Origin of the sequence: Nocardia sp. CA-128927 (genome assembly GCF_050955855.1) — a bacterium.
In the GTDB taxonomy this organism is placed as follows: Bacteria; Actinomycetota; Actinomycetes; order Mycobacteriales; family Mycobacteriaceae; genus Nocardia.
Genome location: NZ_CP192087.1, coordinates 7,843,709 through 7,861,215 on the forward strand (window position 1 = coordinate 7,843,709; position 17,507 = coordinate 7,861,215).

Below are 17,507 nucleotides of genomic sequence, written 5' to 3' on the forward strand. Positions count from 1 at the left end.
TTCGATGCAATCCAGCAGCCGGACGAGCTTAGCGGCGAGCCGTCCCTGCCCTCTCCGATCCAGGTACTCCGTTTTCCGCCGCTGTGCTCGCTCGTGCGCAAGTTCGACGACCCGTTCCCGGATGAGCGCGGTGTCACGGTCGTGGCCGCTCACATGGCCTACGAATGTCACGGCCTCCCACAGGTCCGCAGTTGGAAGCGCAAGCTCGACCAGGGACAACACGAGCTCCGTATCAAGAGCGCCGAGCCGGGAGTATGTCGCTCGGCGCAGAACCCCACGAACGTGATCCCACGCCCGGAAAACCGATCCAGGCGGTGGCAGGATCAGCCGCACCAGCGAACGTTGGAACAGCTGACGGACCCGCTCACCTCCGATCCCGCCGAACGCGCCTGATCACCCAGGAGGGAAGCGTCCCCCAATGGTTCTGGTCATTCGCACATCAGTTGCCAGCGACTAATCTGTCGGCCGCGTCGCGCAGGTCACTCAGAAGCAGCGGCAACACAGCTTCTTCGTGCAAGTCCTTACCGAAAGCTGCCCTGGCCTCCACCAAATTGACCCCCGATTCCACATCAATCCCGAAATATGTTGCGTAGGTGGCAGTGTCGAATCGCCATAGACTTGCGCGGCGTGCGGCCGATTGGACCGCGGACACGATCATGAACCCTGTCGGATCGATATCAGCGCGGACTCGAACCTCGGTGCGCGACTCGTCGATTCCGGCTATCAGGTCGAGTGCCGCGAGGGCGGGCACACCGTCGGTGCAGACCAAGGGCGGACACCGCGGGCCGAGTTCGTCCGCGGCCGCCTCCACGATTGTCGGGTTCTCGCAGACGAAGAGTCGGGCGGGGACCGGGTCGAACCGCCACGGTCCGAGGAGGTCTCGCAACGTTAGCCAGGTCGGCGCCCCACGTCGGTGGCCCGCGGTGAAATCGAGTGGCACGTTGAGTGTGAGCACGCGGGAGGAGACGGTATCGCACCGTACGCCCGCCGATGCCCAGGCCGCCCGCCACTCCCTGCCTGGCCTGCTCGGGCGCGCCAGACCGGTGCTGGCCGCGATCAGGCGGGCAACGGTTCGCCCGAGATCGGTGGAGTAGTCGAGTCCGTGCGCGTCCTCGGTTGCCCCGGCCGCGAGTTGGGCCAGGCGCAATCCTGGTCCATCCCACGGCAGCCGCGGCCACACACGAGCAATCTGCCGGGCCATTTCCGCCGCCGCGCCAGACCCTAAGCGGGGCGCCCTGGGGCCGGCCAACCACCCATCCCCTACGTGCTCGGCAATACCCACGGCGCGCAGGATTCGCAGAGAATTCCGTCGTTCCTCTTCTGCGGCGATATGTTTGAGCGCCTGCGCTTCCCGGCGAACTGTCAGCTTCCGTCCGTCGAAGAGCTCGACGAATTGCCGTACGGTCAAACCGTGCTCGGCAAGGGCGCGGCCAAGCGCACGTAAAGTCACCGCCTTGTTGCTGACTTCCCAACCGGTGCCGAGCAATCGGGCTACCTGGGTGCGCTGTTCGGGCGTCAAACTCACGCTCAGAGAGCCACTTTCCAGTCCCCCGCCACGCGACACACGTCTACGAATGGCATCGAGAACCGCGGCGGGCCCCGATGTTCCCGCCCACGCGCGCAGCCCATCCGGCAGGGTCGGTTCATCCATCGGAGAACCCGAACAACCCCTCGCTCAGTTCGGTCCGCGACTCAACAACGCCGAGCCTATCGACATCGATGCTGGTCAGAATGCCGCCGCACCACAGGTAGGGCAGCACATCCACGCCTGGCAGGTGCCGTTCTCGAGCGAGGTCGTACACCGCGACCGCAGGAACGGTGTCGTAGTTGCACCATTCGTCGTGCGCGGTGAGCATGATGTCGAGTTCGAAGTCGACCGTGAGGCCCATGAACGAAGCCTTCACCTGGGCGTCGACCCCGGTCATCGCCTCGTCGAGCCACACCCAGCGCGGGGCGTGCGCTGCTGCCGCGTCATAGGCGACCACGGCGGCGGCGAACAACGGCTGCGACAGCAGCACAACCTTCTCACCGCCGGACTTCGCACCGTGCTTGGCCGCGTCGAACAGCGTGAATTTGCTCGTTGCCCCGGCCCGATATTGCAAGGTGATCTTGAGCCAGCCGCGATAGTCCAGCGCACGGGTGAGCTGCTGCTTCCAGTCAGCCGCGCCTTCGGCGGTGGCCTCGGCGCGGGCTTGGTCGATCTTGCGGGCCAGGAACTGACGCACCATTTCCTGCCGGTCACTCGACAATTCGTGGTAGCCCTTGCCCAGCGCCCCCACCACCGATGCCGCGTCGGGGTCGGCGGGATCAGCACCCCACTCCACCTTCACCGCATGCCCCTGCCGGGTCGGATGCGCCGCGAGATGGTTGTTGATGTTGGCGAAGGTGCGGGTGGTGTAGTCGAGTCGTTCTTTCAGATGTTCGATGAAGGTCGATCCGAGCAGGGTGGCCAAGACCCGCTGCTGTTCCTCGTCGTAACCGTCGCGCTGCTGGCTGACTCGCTCCGCCAACGTGTCGGCCGCGGCGGGTGGCAGCTGGAATCCAAGGGTGGCGTCGGTGTGAATCTCCACCCTGGGCAAGGTGTCCTCGTCGTCGAGCACCCGCGCGTCCTGCTGCGGCAGTAGGGATTGGCGCAATTCTTCCAGTTTTTGCAGGCAAAGCCGCCACGCCCGTTCGGCATCGGCCTGCTCAGCTTTGACATTGACCTCCCGGCGGATCGCCGTCGCGAGTTCACGTGCGGACTGCACGTTCTGACGTTGCGGTGGATCGAGCGAGAGCGGGTGGGTGAGTCCGCTGTCGACCGCCTCCCAGAGTGCGGTCATCGCGGCGTCGCGCTGGCGCTCCGCGTCAGCACGACTCGCTTCGTGATTGTTCAGAGTCTGCTCTGCGACCGCGCACGCGGTTCGGGCGTTGCCGCGCTGATCGGTGAGCCGATCCCGCTCGGATTCCAGTGTCTCGATGCGCTTTTCGATCGTTTCCTTGCGCGCGATCTGCTGCTGTTGATCCTCACCCAACGCTGACCGCGCGGTATCGAGCTGCACCTGAACTCGACGTTGATCGGTCTCCAGCTCGACGAGATCGACTTCGGCCTGTCGGCGGGCCTTTTCGCGATCCTGGTGGACGCCTACCGTGGTGTCGAGCGCTTCCTCGGCCATGACAAGTTTGTCGAGCGCGCTGCCGAACCGCTCGAGGTAGGTACGGAAATCCGTCAGCGCTCGCTGCTGTGCCTCGAGGTCGGTCAAGGCGAATCGGTGGGTGCTCGCATACTCGGCGAAGTGAGCGCGGGCCTCGTCACGCCGGGTGAGATCGGCACCGTGTGCGCGCTCGGCGACGTCGAGTTCGGCCGTTCGGGCAAGCAGGGCACGGCCGCGATCGGCCCACCGAACGACAGCCGCGGCCAGCTCGCGCTCGCCTGTCGTCGGCAATGTCTTTTCCTCGGTCACCAAGCGCGACAACGCGGCTCGCGCGATGCCGAGTTGCCGGTCGAGATCGGCGACGTGGATTTCGACCTCGACTTGTTCTGCCTCCAATGTCGCGATCAGGCGTACGCGGGCAGCCTCGCGCGCCGCAGTGCCGAGGTAAGCCGCCGGTCCGGCTGCCTCCGCGCGACCCGCCAGTCCGCCGACTCGCCAACTTCCGTCTGCGGCAAGCCAATCTCGATCGTCGAGATTGTCAGCGAAACCGCTTTCGCGCCAGCCGAACTGCCCGAGGATACGCGCGGCGGTCTCGACGCTGACGCCACCAGCCTCCGCCGGCTCCAGCACGGCCAGCAGAGTGTGCGCGCCGCGCTCATCACCACGGGAGTGATTCACCGCCAGGTCAGCGACTCCGAAATCGACTGAGCCATCCGGTGATACCCACGCATCGAGCAAACCCGACCCAGCCAGTGCGGCTTCCACCGTGGCGAGCGCGGCGTCGTCGATGCCTATCGGATTCACCAGACGCCACAGCGGAGCACCCGCGCGCTCGGACAACTCCGGTCGAGTCCGTCGCCGCCACAGCGTGGGCGACGGTGGCGCACCGTCGGTCTCGGCACGAACAGTCGCCAAGCGCTCAGCGATCTCGGCCAGACGCGCCGACAACGGCTGCCGCTGCAATCTCAAGCTCTCCGACTGCCGGGTCCAACCCTCCCGGCGCTGGGTCACATATGCTCGCATCGCGTCGACCACCGACTCGTGCTCAGGCACCGAACCTGTGTCATCGATCTCGGTCATGCCTGCGATCAGGTCGCACCACGAGCCGACGAGCGAGAAGTCACTGGTGGACATCTCGGCGTTGGCCGCCCACGCGCGGACCTGATCTTCGAGCGACTGCGCCGCCACACGAACAGTCCCCAACGCTTGCTCCTGGGCCGCTCGCGCTGTGTCGACGGACTCAGCGGCGAGTTCGACCTTCTGTCCGGAACGTTCCGCAGCCTTGGCTTCCTTCGAATACGTGGCGTCGAGGGTTCGCAGATGCTCGAAACGCTCAGTGCGCGACTGGAGTTCACCGACCAGGGCATCGACATCACGGTCGGGCAGATACCGGGCGACGGCGACGGCGAGGCCGGCAGGTTCGCCTGCCTCGGTGATCGCCTCGGCTGTGGTACGGACCGCACCACCCGCCCGCTCGGAGTTAGCTTGCGCCTGCGCGACCATGGTAGCCGCCTTCGACTCGGAAGCACGCTCTCGCTCAACATGTTTCGCCGCATGATCAACCTGTGCTTTCACACTGGCCAACGCGTGACCCAGGCTGTCGATCCGCCCCGCCGCCGCGACAGCATCCTGGTAGGACTGCGATTCCAGCAACTCTCGCAGTGCGGTATTGCTGTCGCTGTAGTCGCGCTTGGTCGTGCCCAGTTCCGTCTCGGATCGCGCCAACAGCTCTCCGGCATCGGCCAGCTGCTGCTCAGCAGCCTTCTTGGCAGCAGTTGTCTTATCCAAACTGGTGGTCGCACTGGCCATTTCATCAGACCGCCGACGCATCACCACCCGAGCCCACGGCTGCCAACCGAGTCGGACGAACTGCGCGATGGCCCGTGCGGCATCCTCGGTGCGCTGCATCGCCAATCGTAACTGCTCGAGATGTTCCCAACCGTCCGCGAGCTGATCCACCTCATGTGTAGCCAAGGGCGGCAACGCATCTCGTAGCGTCATGGCCAAACTGGCGGGATTGAGCCGCTCCCCCAGTTTAGGTTTGCGCAGTTGCTTGAGTAATTCGGTGAGGTTGTCGTAGGACTCGGGCGAAAGCCCGAACAGTTCATCGGCAAGCCGAGCACGGTAGGCGGCAGCGCTGGTGGGTACAACGACACCTTCGATCTTCTTGAGGTCTTTGTGCTCCACCGCCCGACCCGCGTCCAACAGTCGAAAGTCTTGGCCGAGGCGACGTTTGGTCACGAAATGCCAGGTGGCGACATTGGCCGAGCCGGTTCCCGCACGCGCGGACGCACCGAGTCCGCAGGTGAAGTACTCCGCCGATCCGTCCGGAGTAACGCGCCCGAATTCCACCCAGGCATAACCGAGTCCAGCGTCGGCCGGGGCACGCGGATCGTCACCGTCGCCGGTGGGCAGGAGGTTGAATCGCATGGTGCGGTGCTGAGAGCCGAAGGGGTCGAGCACCGAGGGCGCTATCTCGCCACGCAACAGCAGCAATGTCGTCAATTCCAACACTTTGGTCTTGCCCGCGCCGTTGCCACCGCGCAGCACCAATCTGCCGTCCGCGAACCAGAATTCGGCGTCGTCGTACTCCCACAGGTTGGCGATCCCCACCCGCAGCGGTTGCCACCGGGACCGGACCGGGGTCGGCAATCCGCCGTCAAGTGCCGCACGCAGCCACTCGGGGCCGAACTGGCCCACCCCGATGTCGGGCTGGTCCATAGTTTCGGTCATGGCGCAGGCTCCTCGATGCGTGTGGTCACCGCGATGACCTCGGGATCACGATAACGTGCGGCGATGGGGGTCAGCTGCCACAGCCCGGGGCGCAGACCCGGTCGCAGCAGGTCGAGAGCGCGGAGTAGTTCCAGCGCTCGGTCCCGACGTAGCGTTTCGGTGGCGATCTCGGCGGTGATCGACTTGGGATGCCGGTGCGCGACCTCGGAGACGGCGGCAACCAGATCGGACTCGGTGACCACACCCATCTCGTCACGACAACGATACAACTCGTCGAGTATCAGCAAACTCGCGAAGTCGACCGCGCGCATGCGGGGGAATGCCAAGTCGGTGTGGGCTTCCTCGGCCGCGATCAGCGCCAGCCCCTCGGCGCGCTGCTCGACCGTCCAGCCTGTCATCTCGGTGCACCATGAGACAATGCGCGATCGCTGCCTGATCAGGTAGGCCCGCTCGGGTTCGGTCAAGTCACTGTACAGGCAGACCGGCAACTCGATGAGTCGGCGCATCACGGTGAACCGTTCCGCGTCGTCACCGAATGTCGGACCACGTTGGCCGAGCGCGGCCGCGAGCGAGGCCGGATCGACCATGCGTAGCAACATCTCTCGCTGCACCGCATAGGTTGCGCCGACCTTGTCCGAGCGGCGCGCCCAGTTGTCCTGCTGGTCGCCACCGCCTGCACCGAGAGGCGCCAACGCGCCCGTCGAAGCCAGCAAACGCACCGACTCGGCGAATATCTTTCGCTCCGCGTACCTATCTGGTTCGTAGGCGGAAACACCGGTGTCCTCGCGTGCCGAGAGCACCCGCACCCGGTCGGACAAGTCCTGTGTGGTGGTGACATCCTCGGCGTCCTCAGCCGCTGCGGCGGCCAGCAACGCCAGGACCAACATCCGCCGGGGCGGTGTGGTCACCCGCCGTGGTGCGATCACGGTGTCGCCGAGGGGCAGCCGAAACAGCCGGGCCGCCGTATCGGTGATCACCAATCGGTACCCGAGACGGGTGCGGAACCAGCTGACCAGTTCGGGCCGATGTCGAGGATCGCGTACCAAGCCGAATAGTTCCCGGTCACGACGACGGTCCACCACCGGACTCGCCAGCAACCCAACGAAGGCGCGGCGTCGGTCTTCTTCGTCCCTGTTCATACTCACACCACTATTCCCCGGCGGCCAACTTTGTCGGGTCTAGCACGAAATGCCAATTGCGCGTGACGAATTGACCTTGCGTGGCCTTCAGCGCAGTGGTCGTCGCATCTTTGGGCGCGGTCAGGGTCACCCGCCACCGCCCATCCTCGGTCACCGCGCTGCGCGTGGATTCACCGCCCCGCACTCGGGCGATCGCCAGATACTCCAGCAGCAGTTGGAGTTCGGGTTCGGTGAGCGCGGCCCACTCCGACATCGCGGTACCCGAGCGCGCACGCAACGTCACCTCGGCGGACCGCCGCTGCGCCAGCGCCGCTGCTCTAGACCTGCGGGCCGCTTCCCTGCCTGCCGAGTTGTCTATCGCTTTGGTGCGTTTGCCGACAGCCGCGCGGTGTCCGTGCTCACGGAACCGCGCGGTGATCGGGGCCGCATCGGCGTCAGCCCAGGCAAGAGTGTGTTCGTCCGCGCTTTCTGCGGCAATCAGCAAGTGCCTTGCCCCGAAAACACCGACGGCCGTGTCCCACATTTGCCACGCGGTGTCGTCGTCGGGCGCGCGTTCAATCGCCCGCGCCAGGTCGAGGAGTTCGCCGCGACGGGTGAGCGCGCCGCCGGTATCCATCAAAATGTGCATATTCCGAGCCCACGGCGCCACCAGGTCGCGCAACTGCCGGCGCAGCCGACGTGCTTGCCCATCGGCCCCCGCGAACCAGCCGCCCAACGCGCCCCAGGTACGCACCCACCGCTGCGTCTGATTCTCGACAATCGTCTCCGACGCATCCTGCGCGAGCGCACCCCGGACACACGCCCGCCACACTGATTCGGTGAGCTGAGGTACCAACTCGGTGATCACCTGCGCGACCGCGGGAGTGTAGATGTCGACCTGTTCGCCCCACATCCCCACATAGGACTGCAAGGTGAGCCACAGGATCTCTTGCTTATCCGGGTCGGGGCCACCGGAAAGCGCGTGCGCCAGACTGCGCTGCCACGACCGTGCCGCTACTGCCATACCGTGGTGTAGCGCGATGATCTGCTGATATTCCGAGGCCGCGGCCGGGAACCGACGCTCGTCGATCGCGGCGGCGAATTCGCGAAGACGGTCGTGGATCGCGCGCGGCGCCAAGGTCAGGTCCGCGGCAGCGTCTTCGTCCGCAGCGAGTTCGAGTGTCCAGAAGGTGTGCAGTCGGGCTGCGGTGGGGGTGAGCTGAAACCGGTCACGGCGCCGCAGAAAGTCCTCACCGGTGCGCGCGGGCTCCTGCCATCGAGTTAGCACTGCCCACCGCACCAAACTGTCCAGCCGAGCGTCGAGCGCGAACGCGTCCTCATGCATGAGCCGGTCGGCTACGTCCGACCCGGTCTTGGCACTCACCCACGCCCGAAGTTGCAGCGCGATGTCGTCGTAGGACATGCCGGTGAGGCTCGTGTCCTGCGCCTCGACCATCACATCGACGATAGCCCGATATTGTGCCGCGAACCGTGACACCAGATAGGCAGGAACAAGTTCCTGTCCCGGCAGGTGGGCCGCCCACGGGTCAGCCCCTGCCGACTCGACCAGCTCGTCCCCATCCGTCACCGCGTCAACGATACAAATCTGGACCGACGTGGCGCTGCCGGGGTGGTCGCAGTCTCCCAGGGGGCGGGTAGCAGGCGGGGAGAGGCATACCGGTCAGCGTTGTACAGGCGCTTTATACGCAGGAGTCTCAGAACGAGCATTCGCCAGCGATTGTCCAGATGCCCGAAGAACCCTACCCTCGCGCGACGTCATTCCTGACCACGCTGGTCATTGTCGGTGCAGCTGAGAAGGACCACCCGAGGTAGGAACTATCCTTCGACGGCGAGTTGCCCGCGAGCCGCGGCGATCTCCTGACCGCGGGTACCACGCACCGTGCAGGGGACGCCTTGTTCGTTGACTCGGCGAACGAATTCGCGTTCGCCGGGTTTGGGGGCAGCATCCCATTTGCTGCCGGGGGGGTTGAGCGGGATGACGTTGACATCGATCGGGCGCTCATGCTCAAACTGGGTCTGCTCTGAAGGAAGCGGCGAATCAGTTGGATCGCCTTCCGATCGGTGTAGCGATGATCCGGCCACAAGTACAGCATCCCAGCGCGCATCGGTAGCCGGATTGGAAGGCGGGGCCACACTGTGAGAACGTAGCCCGATGCCAAAGCGTCATGCCGCCGAGCAGCCTGCTTACGACTTGAAACTCGTGCCCCAAGAACAGGATCAGGAGACGGGGCAGTTCCCGAATGACATCCCCGCTGACGACGGACCGGATCCCCGCGCCTTGGCCACCACCGTCGCCGCAGGCTTGGCTGATATCCACGATCCGCTCGATGCCGAGGCCGTCGGTTCGATATTCCTGGCGAGCATCGAACTCGTCAGCGACGACTCCGAAGACGCGATGGTCCACCATTTCCTGCCCGCACTCGAATCCGTGGCCGATTCCCACGCCGCCACGATGCTGGCGACCCTCGGTGCGCTTGGCAGTCCACGGATCAGCGACGCCGCGATGGCCGGCGTGCAGCGGCTGCACTCACACGGCATCACCAGCCGACCCTGGATCGAGGAATTGTCCGCACCGGTAGCCGCAAGCGAATGCACCGCATTGCAGGACCCCGACGGCGACCTGGTCGTTCTCGGCGCCCGGCTCGAGCGATCCGGGACAGCTCATTCGGTCGTTGTCATGCTCGACCCGGAGCACTGCGGCGAAGCCGCGGAGATCCTCCTGATAGCCGGTGAGGAACTGTCCCCAGTCCTCGCCGACATCCGCAAGACTGCTCGCAAGGACGGCTTGACGCTCACCGAATCCACCATGGATCCGGCCGAATTCCGGTGGCACACCGAGATCGCGATGGACGCGCGCGACGAACACGACAGCGAGTCCGCACCCGAAGAGCTGGCCTACGACCTGGCAATAGACGACGAAGCCGGTCCCGGATATCGCGCCCTCGCTCCACTGCTGCGGGCCCGGCTGCGCGCCCTGCCGATGTCCGACAAACCCATACCGCCGCACAAAGCCGAGCTGAACCCGGCGGACATGCTGGCAATGATCCGGCAAATGACCAGCGCACGCGGATTCGGCTTCGGACTGCGCCCGCCGAAACCTGCCAAACTGCCGACCAAGCGAAAGACAAGGGACGGCGTCGCCCCGATCCTGCGACTCCGAGTCGATCTGGATGGCGCCAAGCCGCCGATCTGGCGCCGCCTCGAAGTCCCCGGCGATATCTCGCTGGTCACCCTGCACCAGGTACTCCAGGCAGCTTTCGACTGGGACGACAGCCATCTGTATATGTTCGACACCGACTACGGCACGTTCGGGCGCCCCGACCCTGAACTCGGACATCGCTCCGACAGGAACGTCACCCTCGAACAAGTCGCCTCCTCCCCCGGCGCGAAAATCACCTACACCTACGATTTCGGCGACAGCTGGGAACACCGCATCGTCATCGAGGAAGCACTGACACGAGAACCATCCACCGACTACCCCCGCTGCACCGGCGGACGCCGGGCCACACCCCCCGAGGACTGCGGCGGCATCTGGGGCTACCAAGAACTGCTGGACATCCTCGCCGATCCCGACCACGACGACCACGACGACCGCCTCGAATGGCTAGGCCTCGACCGAGCCTCCGATTTCGACCCTGCGGAATTCAACGCGCATCAGATCACCGAATCGCTCGCGCCGCTCCGCCAGAAAACCGGCAAACGCCGCTGAACCACTGCGGACACCGCTCGCGCCAGGACTGAAGGCAGAGTTGACACCAGGACGCCGGCAGAACTGGCACCGTGCATTCCCACAATCGAGCAGATGCGTACGCGCTTCGCGGAGAAGCACATCCGCCCGATGAGGCGTGCGCGGATTTCGCGAGCAGATGCCGGACGGGTTTGCCGCCTTTCCGGCGACCACGGCGCTTCGGCATGACTCCATGCTCATCAGCCCCGCAGACCTGGCCCGCGATGGCCTTGGTCCGCGGTCACGAACCGGCGCTATTCAGCTCTGCGAGCCGTCTGAGGAAGGCAGGTCTGCGACTATGGCGATCGCGCAGGCCAGCGACACGGCTGTCGAATTCGACGGCTTGGCCGTCGCGTTCGGCCAGCTCGCGGAGATCGGTCAGGAGGTCGTCGGCGGCGTCATAGGAGCTGGATCGGCCGGCTTCGGCCAACTCGTCCACCCGGTTCCAGGCTTTCTCCCCCTCCGCTGCCAGGCGCCGCAGTCGTCGTTCGTGGTCACGAACGTCTTTGGCCTCCTGCTTGGCCCGCTCGCGGTCCCGGGCAGCGGCCTTGACGCGTTCACGTTCGGCCCGGTGACGTGCCGCCCCGTCGAGTAGGTCGGCGACGGTGCGCGTACCTACCATCTCCGGCTCCGCAGCAGTGGCGCAGCGATAGCGGCGCAGCAGTTCCGCTTGCACCGTCGCGGACTCACCCAGAGCGACCCGCAGCAGCAGCCCATCCTTTTCCCTAGTGTTCAGACCAGTGATCCACGCGGCCTTGGCTTCCGGATCGGCGGCCGTAGCCGTCAGGTTCGGGCTCGCCTCCGCCGCGACCGCGAGCAAGTCCGAATCCACCCGCAGAAATTCGGCCAGCGCCCGCTGCGCAGCTGTCAGTGTGCGCAGACCGGGCGGTACCGGTGGCTCGAGCGCGTCGTCGTGGTCACGGTCGAAAGCATCCTCGTTACGCTCCCAGGTGCCGTATCCGGCCAGCCAGGCCAGATAAAGCGAGCGCAGATCACCGCTGACCAACTCGAGGCGGACGCCGATCAATACCGACAGCGAATCCTCCGCAGACTCTTCCCAGTCACCGTCGTAATCGTCGCTGGTCATGTCGATGAGAAGATGGTCACCCGCCGCCTGGACAGTCAGGTAGTCACCGATGCTGTACTGATCGACGACCTCCGGGTCGAGCGTCTTCCGCGACAGCTTGAACAGGAAACGATGTGTGCCCCAATTGGTCACATACAGGTGCGCATCGTAGTAGCGCCCCACCATCCGCTCCGGATCGCCTTTGAAGCTGCCCCAGTGGTACTCGTTGACGAAGCGAGTCGCGGTGATCCTGGCACGGGTCGACAGCTCGCGCACCTGCGCCTGCTGACGTTCGGTCAGCGGGCGATCGATCGCGACGAACTCGTAATACTGGTATTCGCTCAACGTCGCCCCTCAGCGGTAGTGGAGTCGAATCGCGCTGCGCGGAAACCGGATTCGTCACCGAAGTGGAAGTACAGGCGACCATGCGGCGCGTGGTCCTCGACCGGTACCGCCCAGCCGCGTCGGCTCGCCGGGTCACAGTCGTCGTTGCCTTCCCAACTGAACCCCACACCCGCACGACCGTCGTGTTGTGCTGGGCGGCAATCCATCTCGCCTTTCACCGCGATAGTCGCGAATTCGCCTGTGCCGTTTGCACGGAACTCGATGTACCTCGACCTCTCGCTGCCGTTAGCGAACCGGAGTGCGCTCTGCACTCCCGGCAAGAGATCCCAGGTGAGCGATCGAGCACCCCTAGTTCCCTTTGGCATTTCGGACACCCTTGTTGCTTCCTGGGCTCGAACGCATGTCGGTGGTGGGTTGTATGTTGGCAATATGGATCCCTCAGCGAACCAAGATGTTTGGGATCTCTTCCTCACCCTCCCGAGCCTCGGCGCTGCACCCTCGCCCGACACAACCGGCCTGGACGAGGAGGCGACGAATCTGCTCGATATGCTAGCGCGCCACTCGTGGAAGCTGACCGGCGAAACACTCGGTACCGACTATGCCCACGAAGCTTACGAGTTAGCGATGCTGCTGGTACACAAAGCGCCAGATGTGGCTCGGGAGAAGGACATTCCTACACAGTCGGCAATCATCACCTGGGCGATCGCGAGCCGACATCACCTGCTCGGCCAGGACTGCGGGCTGGATGTCCCAAGCCTGTCCCGAGAGCTGGGCCAGACCAGTCAGGAACTCTTCGCAGGCGCTCAGCGCGTCCGCGAGGCCACTTCTGGTACCCGGTAGCTTGTGTACGGCGCATCGGGACCACCGGTCAGGGATCTGTACGCCTGCGTAGCAACCACCCTTCGGCGGCGAGTTGTCCGCACGCCGCGGCGATTGCCTGGCCGCTGGTGTCGCGGACGGTACCGGGGGACGCCCTGAGCGTTGACGCGGCGAACGAATTCGGCCTCAACGAGTTTCTGGCTCGCGTCCCACTTGCTGCCCAGGGATGAACACGCCTGATCGTGCGAGCGACCTCGACCGCGGACACAATGCGGACGCTACCCCAGTGTCCCTGCTTGCCGAGGGCACCGGTGACGTGTACGGATGAGCCATGAGATCTCGCTGGTGGCGTACGGCCGTCGGAACGGTTCTGCTGGGGGCAGGGATGGTTGTGGCCGGATGGCTCGTCATCGTGCTGCTGCCGCAGTGGGCACTCGGCGCGGATGTGACGCGGTTGTCCCCGATGGAGCGAATCACCGCGTTGAGTACTGCACGCGGGCAGGCCATCACAGCGGTTTCCGGAATCGGCGCGCTCGTGCTGGTGACCGTCGCGATGGACAAGCACTTCCTGGAGAAGGACAAGCAGCGCCTCGACCGCGACAAACAGCGCCTCGATGTGGACAAACATCTGACCGGCCAATTCGACGCGGCCATGGGCCGCCTGATTGCCGAGCATCCTCGCGCCCGCGCCGGCGGCGTGCGTACGCTGGCCCGGCTCGTAGCCGTCTCGGAGGTGGACCATATGCTCGGCATCGCCTCGCTGTGCGACCTGCTGCGCGAACTTGCGGTGCCGCAATCGACCACGCCGCAACGACTTGGGGACGATTTGGTCGCGGCCGTGGCCGCCCTGCGAGAGCGTCCGGCACGGCCGGAGTCCGCGCCCCTGGACCTGGCCGGTGTGTTCCTGCCCGGATCGGACTGGCGGGATGCGCGGATACGCGGTGTGCGATTCTCCGACACGGGGACGCACGCCGATCTGGGTGGAGCCGACTTCACCCGCGCCGATCTCACCGAGGCGTTGTGTCGTGGCGTTCGCCTGACCGGTGCCGTGCTGCACGAAACCATCCTTACGCGAACGGATCTGAGCGACGCCGATCTGGCCGATGTCGATCTCACCGAGGCCAAGGCCGAGGACATCACGCTCACAAACGCCGTCCTGACAGGTGCCGATCTGCGCGGGGCAAACCTGCGCGGGGCGATGCTGCGACGCGCCCGGATGCGCGGCGCTCGGATCGGGGAGACCAACGGCGTCCGGACCGACCTGACCGGGACCAATCTCGACGAGGCCGACCTGACCGGCACCGACCTGAGTGCGGCTCAGGGTCTGACCGACAACGCGGTACGGACGGCCATTGTAGACAGCGAGACGAAACTGCCTCCGGGCGTACACCATCCGCGTCTGCGACCGGATCGGCCTCGGTGACCCGGCGGCCGACCGTGGTGGTCGCCGTGCATGACGGCTTCTACGGCTGCGGCACCGGCGCCGGATACGCGAACTATGGCTTTCTCGAAACGCTGATTGCTCTGCTGCCGAAGGACATTCGACTTACGATCTTGCCGGTGCGCATAGTACCTGGCAGTGCGGAATACCATCCGGACTGGCATGCCCAGGTCGGCGTCATGCTGCGCGACCGCGAGGTATCCGTCCATCCCATCGACAACGGGACCGGCGGAATGGACCGATGGTGCGGCCTAGAGAGCTTTCGCCGGTGCGGTATCGAGGCTGCGGCCCACATCCGCGACGTTGTTCTCCCGCAAGCCGGCCCGGTGCTGATCGTCGCGTTCGACGTACCATTCTTCGGGCTCGGCGCGCTGTTACCACCGGCCGTGCGGCAGCACCTCATCCTCGTTCCCCGCTCCAGCGGTGTCCTCCACGACCCAGGCGACCTCGCGCGTATCGCGTGGGAGCGAGACAGCCTGCGCGCCGGGATATCCGCGGGCGCCCGCATCGGCGTGATCTCACCGTATATGCGCAGGCATCTGCGCGATGACTACTCCATTTGCGATGAGGCGCTGCTAGAATTCGCAGACGGCCTGTGCGACGCCGATTGGCGTCGGTTCACCACCCCCACAAGCGATATCGGCGTCAACCTGCCGCGCGAATTCCTGTTCACGATGGGCCGCGCCGAGCCGTACAAGGGATTCGACGACCTGTTGGACGCCGTCGTGATTCTGCGGCAGCGCCGAAAATCTGTGCCGCCTTTGGTTTTCGCGGCAACCACGGAAAGCTGGCGTCCGACCGAATATCAGAAATATCTCGCAACCCGCATCGACAAACTCGGTATCGACGCAGTGAGCCTGCAACGATTCACGCCGGAGATACCTCGGATACTGACCCATCCGGGTATCCGCGCGGTGATCGTGCCGTCTCGCGCGGAGCCGTTCGGGCGAATTCCGATGGAGGCGTTCGCGGCCGGCGCGGGCCCGGTCGTCGCGACCACCGCGCACGGACTGGCCGGGCAGATCATCGACGGAGTGACCGGATTCACCTGTCGGCCGGGTGAGCCCCAAAGCCTCGCCGCGGCCTTGTCCCGTGCCCTCGCGCTGGATTCGCACCGTCGGCGAGAACTCCTACGTCGAGCCAGAACACACGCTATGCGGCACTACGACCACGAGACGGCACTGCGTCGAGTCCTCGCCGAGGTGGCCCCGTGGGCGACACTTACCGAGCGAGTGACTCGGTTACGGTTACCCAGTTACACTCGTTCGATCGTCGTCGCAGGGGGTTCCGTGCAGGTCAGGCCGTCCGTCAAGGTTCCGATCGGCCTACAGGCACGACACTGGAATACCATCCGCCCCGAACGACAGGTGCTGGTGGTCGCTCATCACGTAACCTCACTATTGCGCCTGGTCGACATGTTGTCGGTTTTCGACTCCGACCCACGAGTGCAGGTGGTGTTCAGTTGGAACGGTTCGGATCCATTCATCGACGGAATCGACGAACAACTTCGAAACCTGGGTGCCATGGTCATTCCCTGGCACCAGGCGATCAATACCGAATTCGATTTGGCCATAGCCGCGAATCACGGTGGACTGACCGAAATTTCGGCCGATTTGATCATATTGCCGCACGGTGCCGGATATACTAAGAATTCCCCCGGAGAGCCGGAGAGCCGGAGAGCCGGAGAGCCGGAGAGCCGGAGAGCCGGAGAGCCGGAGAGCCGGAGAGCCGGAGAGCCGGTCCGTATTCGGTTTGTCGCAGGAATGGTTGCTCTACAACGGTCGTCCGATTGCCTCGGCGTTGGTACTCGCGCACGACTCCGAGCTGAAGCGACTGCGGGCGCTAACCCCTGCGGCGGCACCGATCGGAGTGGTCGTAGGCGATCCAGCCTACGATCGAATGCTCGCCAGTCGGCAGCTGCGGATGCACTACCGCCAGGCGCTGGCCGTCGAACCGCATCAGAAGCTGATTGTACTGTGCACCACCTGGTCTCACCGCTCACTGCTCGGCAGCTGGCCCGAGCTGTTCCGGGAATTGGTCGCATGTTTGCCCCGCGATGAATACCGACTAGCCGGTCTCATACATCCCAATGTCTGGCACGGTCATGGCGCCTTGCAGGTAAAGACATGGTTGGCCGACGCCCGTCGCGCCGGTCTCACGTTGATAGGTCCGACCGAGGGTTGGCAGGCCGTTCTGCTAGCCGCTGACCTGATCGTCGGTGATTTCGGCGCGACAACCTGTTATGGGGCGTCTCAGGATCTGCCCGTCCTGCTGGCCGCATTCCCGGACGCCGAGGTAGCCGCGGATTCGGTCGGCGAGTGCCTCGGCGCGCTGGCTCCTCGGCTCAACCGGTACGAAACCCTGCGCACCCAAATCGAATCCACGCTGGAAGACCACCAGCTCGGCCGTTTCGCCCCCGTGCGCGAGCTCATGAGTTCCCATCCCGGCGCGGCCATCGAGAGGCTGCGGGCGCTCTGCTATCGGCACCTGTGCTTATCCGTCCCCGATACCGCGCCGGTGACCCCGGTCATCCCGCCGGAACTCGTCACCATTCCCCGTCCCGAAATACTCGCCGACCACCTCACCTGCACGCCGACCGGACCCGCCGAATACACGATCGAACGCTATCCCGCAGGCATAGCGATCGACCGCGCCACAGCGGATCATCTTGACCGCGCCTTTCTTGTCGTGCACGAGAATCACCCCCAACGCTCGCTGCTGAACGAGGCACCCGTCGTTCTTGTCACCTCCCCGGCGGCCGGGCAGGATCCCGAAACAGTGCTCGACGCCGTCCTGCGCCGGTTACCCGCCGCCCAGGTCGTGGCCCTGACCAGCGGCACCAATCAGGTGATCAGCACGCGACGTGGGCATCGAATCATCTTGCGGGGCAGTGATATCGGGATGGCAGCGGGCATGGTGTACGAGTGGTTGCTCACTGGGACGAGCGAATTACCCGGGGAGTGGGACATTATCACGGGCCGGAAGCGAACGACGTTCGTGTTAGGCGATTTTCGCGACGCTTCGTGATCGGCTCATTCCTGATCCTCGTCTCCGTCGGTCAGGCGCTCGTTCAATTCGGCTGCGCGAGCCAGCCAGTAATGCC

The 17,507-nt window shown here is 65.1% G+C and carries 10 protein-coding genes and 2 pseudogenes; 6 read left to right on the top strand and 6 right to left on the bottom strand.

Translation table 11 applies throughout. From position 1 onward, the window contains the following. The first annotated feature begins 93 nt into the window (after positions 1-93). Positions 94-393 (top strand): hypothetical protein, encoded by a 300-nt coding sequence (locus tag ACQPW1_RS36270; RefSeq protein ID WP_433656868.1) that lies wholly within the window; start codon positions 94-96, stop codon positions 391-393. Positions 394-439: 46 nt separating this feature from the next. On the opposite strand, the gene ACQPW1_RS36275 is transcribed toward ACQPW1_RS36270, so the two are convergent. From ACQPW1_RS36275 to ACQPW1_RS36295, 5 genes and pseudogenes are all read right to left on the bottom strand, one after another. Further along, positions 440-1,651 (bottom strand): TIGR02679 domain-containing protein, encoded by a 1,212-nt coding sequence (locus ACQPW1_RS36275; RefSeq protein WP_433656870.1) that lies wholly within the window; start codon positions 1,649-1,651, stop codon positions 440-442. Next, a complete protein-coding gene (locus ACQPW1_RS36280) occupies positions 1,644-5,867 on the bottom strand; it encodes a TIGR02680 family protein (RefSeq protein WP_433656872.1) in 4,224 nt (1,407 codons plus the stop codon). The genes ACQPW1_RS36275 and ACQPW1_RS36280 overlap by 8 nt, the downstream gene beginning before the upstream one ends. After that, positions 5,864-7,006 (bottom strand): DUF2398 family protein, encoded by a 1,143-nt coding sequence (locus ACQPW1_RS36285; protein ID WP_433656874.1) that lies wholly within the window; start codon positions 7,004-7,006, stop codon positions 5,864-5,866. The genes ACQPW1_RS36280 and ACQPW1_RS36285 overlap by 4 nt, the downstream gene beginning before the upstream one ends. A 10-nt stretch (positions 7,007-7,016) precedes the next feature. Then, entirely contained in the window at positions 7,017-8,573 is a 1,557-nt protein-coding gene (locus ACQPW1_RS36290; protein ID WP_433656876.1) for a DUF2397 domain-containing protein, read from the bottom strand. Positions 8,574-8,821: 248 nt separating this feature from the next. Then, a pseudogene (locus tag ACQPW1_RS36295) lies at positions 8,822-8,998 on the bottom strand (23S rRNA (adenine(2503)-C(2))-methyltransferase RlmN); the annotation flags it as partial. Positions 8,999-9,158: 160 nt separating this feature from the next. On the opposite strand from ACQPW1_RS36295, the gene ACQPW1_RS36300 reads away from it, so the two are divergent. Next, the gene (locus ACQPW1_RS36300; protein WP_433656878.1) at positions 9,159-10,715 is read left to right on the top strand and encodes a plasmid pRiA4b ORF-3 family protein; all 1,557 of its coding nucleotides are present in this window, start codon (positions 9,159-9,161) and stop codon (positions 10,713-10,715) included. 259 nt (positions 10,716-10,974) lie between these two features. Here ACQPW1_RS36300 and ACQPW1_RS36305 read toward each other — a convergent pair whose 3' ends face one another. Further along, a complete protein-coding gene (locus tag ACQPW1_RS36305; protein WP_433656879.1) occupies positions 10,975-12,144 on the bottom strand; it encodes a hypothetical protein in 1,170 nt (389 codons plus the stop codon). A 429-nt stretch (positions 12,145-12,573) separates the two neighbouring features. Here ACQPW1_RS36305 and ACQPW1_RS36310 point away from each other — a divergent pair, with 429 nt between their 5' ends. From ACQPW1_RS36310 to ACQPW1_RS36325, 4 genes and pseudogenes are all read left to right on the top strand, one after another. Further along, a complete protein-coding gene (locus tag ACQPW1_RS36310; RefSeq protein ID WP_433656881.1) occupies positions 12,574-12,984 on the top strand; it encodes a hypothetical protein in 411 nt (136 codons plus the stop codon). Between the two features lie 310 nt (positions 12,985-13,294). After that, positions 13,295-14,386, top strand: a complete 1,092-nt coding sequence (locus ACQPW1_RS36315) for a pentapeptide repeat-containing protein (protein WP_433656883.1) — start codon at positions 13,295-13,297, stop codon at positions 14,384-14,386. A 692-nt stretch (positions 14,387-15,078) separates the two neighbouring features. Beyond that, positions 15,079-15,570 (top strand): annotated as a pseudogene (locus ACQPW1_RS36320) (glycosyltransferase); the annotation flags it as partial. Between the two features lie 586 nt (positions 15,571-16,156). After that, positions 16,157-17,431, top strand: a complete 1,275-nt coding sequence (locus ACQPW1_RS36325) for a hypothetical protein (protein WP_433665595.1) — start codon at positions 16,157-16,159, stop codon at positions 17,429-17,431. The last annotated feature ends 76 nt before the right edge of the window (positions 17,432-17,507 follow it).

Coding starts and splice junctions, on each gene's coding strand:
- ACQPW1_RS36285 (WP_433656874.1), bottom strand. CDS start 7,006: ATGAACAGGGACGAAGAAGACCGACGCCGCGCCTTCGTTGGGTTGCTG.
- ACQPW1_RS36310 (WP_433656881.1), top strand. CDS start 12,574: ATGGATCCCTCAGCGAACCAAGATGTTTGGGATCTCTTCCTCACCCTC.
- ACQPW1_RS36315 (WP_433656883.1), top strand. CDS start 13,295: ATGAGATCTCGCTGGTGGCGTACGGCCGTCGGAACGGTTCTGCTGGGG.
- ACQPW1_RS36275 (WP_433656870.1), bottom strand. CDS start 1,651: ATGGATGAACCGACCCTGCCGGATGGGCTGCGCGCGTGGGCGGGAACA.
- ACQPW1_RS36280 (WP_433656872.1), bottom strand. CDS start 5,867: ATGACCGAAACTATGGACCAGCCCGACATCGGGGTGGGCCAGTTCGGC.
- ACQPW1_RS36300 (WP_433656878.1), top strand. CDS start 9,159: ATGCCAAAGCGTCATGCCGCCGAGCAGCCTGCTTACGACTTGAAACTC.